Source organism: Flaviflexus sp., assembly GCF_041440645.1.
Taxonomy (GTDB): Bacteria; Actinomycetota; Actinomycetes; order Actinomycetales; family Actinomycetaceae; genus Flaviflexus.
Map to the genome: position 1 here is coordinate 30529 of NZ_JASDVN010000015.1, position 4130 is coordinate 34658.

At 58.1% G+C, this 4130-nt stretch carries 3 protein-coding genes; 1 reads left to right on the top strand and 2 read right to left on the bottom strand.

Annotation, left to right across the window (positions count from 1 at the left end; all coding sequences use genetic code 11):
• Positions 1-47 precede the first annotated feature (47 nt).
• Complete coding sequence (locus QMB98_RS02060; RefSeq protein WP_371683982.1) at positions 48-824, bottom strand: hypothetical protein; 777 nt, start codon at positions 822-824, stop codon at positions 48-50.
• A gap of 282 nt (positions 825-1106) precedes the next feature.
• On the bottom strand, positions 1107-2849 hold the full coding sequence (locus QMB98_RS02065) for an ABC-F family ATP-binding cassette domain-containing protein (protein ID WP_371683983.1): 1743 nt from the start codon (positions 2847-2849) through the stop codon (positions 1107-1109).
• Positions 2850-3098: 249 nt separating this feature from the next.
• Here QMB98_RS02065 and QMB98_RS02070 point away from each other — a divergent pair.
• Positions 3099-4130 (top strand): IS256 family transposase (locus QMB98_RS02070; protein ID WP_371683984.1); only part of this gene is annotated, 1032 nt, incomplete at its 3' end.

The following is a 4130-nucleotide window of genomic DNA, read 5'->3' on the forward strand; positions in this document are numbered from 1 at the left end:
ATATTCGTCGCCCCCACAGCTCTCAACCTGATTGGATTTGAGCAACCCTAGTAGGACCATTCCCATCCGGACACGCCGTCCACGGTGTAAAGGATGCTTCCGGTCGGGTAGGAGGTGTCAAGGACGATCTTGCCCACCGCATGCTCTCCCGGACGAATGTAGCTAGGAATAGCTTCAGCATCGTTCAGACAGTAGTAAGAATTTCCTATGGAGTCGTTCTCGCGAGTGCCATCAGGTGAATAGATAGTGAAGTCGTAAGGAGTTACCCAAATCTCTGAAGGGGTGGCATTGGCAAGTTCAGGCATCACATTGATATCCATGGTGATTGCGACAAACTGACCATTCATGGGTGGCTCCGCCCAAGGACTCGTGCACTGGAAGTTCGATTCGATGTTCGTGACAGTAAATTGAACCCCCGTTGAGCCGTCCGAGAGACCAATCCCAGCGAGCTGTCCAACCTGCTTCACCAGGTTGCCGCGGGCGTTCGTCACTGAGTCTCCGTAAATGCTCGTATCAAAGCTCGGCGCTGAGCTTGTGGGTTCCTGAGTCGGTGCCGCAGGTGCGACAGTAGGTGCCGGAGCAGCCGGCGGCGCAGTTGTCACTGCGGGTTCCGGCTCAGCCACTTCCTCGACCGTAGTCTCGGGCTCCTCTGATTCTGGTTCCGTGGTCTCCGGCTCTTCCTCGACGTCGGTTGGCTCCTCGGAGACCTCCTCAGTCGTGCCCACTTCTGTGGTTGTTGCCTCGTCCTCAGTCGCACCCGTCGAGGACGAACAACCCGCCAGGGACATGCCAACGACCGCCAGAGCCGCCAACTTTGCCTTCATGAACTCTGCCTTCCTTGCACTCGAAGGTAGAGCTTCCCCCTCTGGACATTCGTAGCGCATGTAAATCACGTCTAGACCGCGATACTTCCTCGCGGTGGATACCTTAGGAGTATCCCATCCGTTCCGGGCAGAAATTGGATCTAATTGACGTCATTAACGCTGATTGATCCAAGCCAAATATCTCCTAGTAAGAAGCGCGAATAAGAGGCATTTCAAGCCCAAAGAAATCGCGACGTTGGGTCTGTAACCTCACGCTTTCGATCATGGCATTCGCCCACTGAATCAGTCACTCGGCTCCAAGTGCATTGTTCGACCCGCCCATCGCTTTCTTAGCCAACGATCGTGGCTCGCAACGACAACGGCACCTGGGTAGTCAGCGATGGAGTTCTCGAGTTCAGTGGTGAGTTTGAGCGAGAAGTGGTTCGTTGGCTCGTCAAGCAACAGGATGTCCGGAGGGTCCGCAAGGAGCACAGCGAGCTCCAGCCTGCGTTGCTGGCCCGTTGATAGTGACCCTGCGATCCGATTGTGGTCCCGACCGGCAATGAGCCCAAACGTTCGAAGCGGAACTTGCTCGACGAGTTCTTCACTCAACGCATGCCCGTAGACGTCAACGACACTGAGTTTCCGCCAATCACGGTCGGGGATTCTCCTCGCGAGAATCCTTCCCACGTCTTGGGCAAGGGCGGCGATGGTCGTTCGGGCTGGATAGTTCAGACTCCCGTCAAATGTTTCAATCTCGCCACAGAGGATTTTAAGTAACGTGGACTTCCCGGATCCGTTCTCACCGGTCATGAGGAGTCGGTCTGTTTGACGGATCGAGATATCAATCGGCGCAAGCCGCCCCTCGACACCAAGCCCACTACCAACAAGTACCGTCTGATCACCAAAACCCTCCTGATAAGACTGACCTCCCGCCACACTCAGCCCAGCAAACGACAGCTCGGCGGGAGGCTTGCGTACCTGGTCCTGATTGAGTTGCTCGAGAGCTCTCTCGGCGTCCCGCACCCTGCGAGACACGGCCTTCGCGTTCCTATCCGAATAGAACTTCACGGCAGCCCGCTGTTCAGTCTTGATCGGACGCGAAGGGTTATCGGTAGCATGCCCGCGACCAACGCGAGCGCGGAGTTCCTTCAGTTCCTCCTGCTCGTCCCGATACTGCTTCTCCCACAACTCGCGCTCACGCGAGCGCGAAGCTACGAAGTCGGTGTAGGTTCCCGAGAACTTCGTGATGCCAAAGCCGCTACCCGGAGAGTCGTCCAGGACAGTGTCTGCGTGACGGGAAGGAGCTGGGTCCAGGTCCATGATCGTTGTCGCGACCGCGTCGATAAATGCTCGGTCGTGGCTGGCGATCAGAACCGGCCCATTCCACGAAGCCAACAGGCTTGCGAGAAGATCCGCCGCCCCATCATCCAGATGGTTCGTCGGCTCATCGAGAAGCAGGGTGTCTGGAGAGCTGAGAAGAAGCCACGCAAGTGAGAGTCGCGCCTGCTGACCTCCCGACATCGCACTGACGCGGCGCTTCTGTTCGACGGCGTTGAGTCCGAAGCCATGGAGGAGGCGATCAGCAACCGAGTCAATGTCCCAGGCTCCGATACGCTCGGCGGTTGCCAGCGCCTCTTCGAAACGTGAGCTGGCACCATCCTCGCCTGCCGCGATGGCATTGCCCGTCTCCTCAATTGCTTGGAGCACTACCCGATGTTCAGATGTGGCATCAGCAATCACCTCCGCCAGTGACCACGTCAGCGGGAAGGGCAGCTCCTGGTGATAGAGGCCAACAATTCCGGGTACGCTAACGGCGCCGTCGAAGTCATCATCTATCCCTGCCACGATGCGCAGGAGCGTCGTCTTGCCGCTGCCGTTCTCGCCCACGAGGCAGGCTCGTTCACCCGAGGCAACGGCGAAGCTAACGTTCGTCAGCACCCGCCTATCCGGGTACGCCTTCGACAGACCATCAATACGAATGTGAGAACCGGCGAGAGAGTTTGCTGGGGTGCGCGAAACAGCAGAAAAGTTTTGGGAGAACATGTGAGTCCTTGAAATGCATGCTGGAATCCGCCGGGCATCGCCTCGGTCGCGGATCTATCAATGCATTCAGCTCAACATGGTGGTCAGACTACCCACCATCCACCGATTTCCGCAACACCAGCAGGGTGAGTCCCTTAGTGTGGTGTAAATTCCTGCGGGGCTGCCAGCAACGGTGATGGTGAAGATTGTTGGGAGTCATCGTGGGAGACTCAAATGTTCGACCAAGAGACAAGAAAGCGACATCCCACGATGACTCACCACCAGTCTGCCCTGACGACCCTGATTTCTGAAGTCCTCACCGACCCTGATCTTGCTCACAACGATGTCTTCCGCCGCCTGCTCCAGGCCGGCCTACAAGATCTCATCGATGCTGAAGCGACCGCCAAGATCGGGGCCGGACCTCACGAACGCACCCCTGACCGGGTCACTCACCGCAACGGCACCCGGCCCAAGACTCTTGCCACCCCGGCGGGGGAAGTTGACCTACAGATCCCTAAGCTGCGTCAGGGCTCTTTCTTCCCGGCGCTGCTCTCCCCGCGCCGTCGGGTAGATAAAGCGCTTTATGCAGTGATCTGCCAAGCCTGGATCGATGGTGTCTCCACACGCAAGGTCGATCACCTGATCAAAGCCCTGGGCAACGACACGGGTATCTCAAAATCAACGGTGTCCCGTATCTGCGCCGACATCGATGAAGGCGTAAGCCAGTTCCTGGGCCGGCCCTTGGATCACACCTGGTTCCCCTACCTGTTCCTGGATGCGACCTATCTCGACGTGCGTGTACGTAACCGAGTCGTCTCTCAAGCACTCGTCGTAGCCACCGGCGTCAGCGGTGAGGGTAAGCGCGAGATCCTGGGCATGGCACTGGGTGATTCTGAGACCACCGACTTTTGGACTGAGTTTCTCCGCTCCCTGCGAGAGCGCGGCCTGAAAGTCGCCACACCCACTGATCGGCTCGGGGTGGCGGTAGTGACCTCGGATGCTCACGCGGGGTTGAAAGCCGCAGTCAAAGCGATCCTGCCCGGAGCGGCCTGGCAACGGTGCCGGGTCCACTTCGCCCGTAACATCACCCAACGGGTCGGCTCAGCCCGTTCCAAGCCTGTCAACGCCCTGGTCTCAACGATCTTTGCTCAGACCACCGCGCAGGCTGTCAGAGCTCAATACCGCACCGTCATTGACGGTCTATCAGGCTCGTTTCCCGAGGTAGCAGCCATGCTCGAACAGGCCGAAGCAGAGCTGACAGCTTTTGCTGACATGCCGCAAGAGCATTGGAAGAAGATCTGG

Bases quoted from the DNA above. Each gene is read 5' to 3' on its own strand.
- QMB98_RS02060 (WP_371683982.1), bottom strand. From the start codon at position 824: ATGAAGGCAAAGTTGGCGGCTCTGGCGGTCGTTGGCATGTCCCTGGCG.
- QMB98_RS02065 (WP_371683983.1), bottom strand. From the start codon at position 2,849: ATGTTCTCCCAAAACTTTTCTGCTGTTTCGCGCACCCCAGCAAACTCT.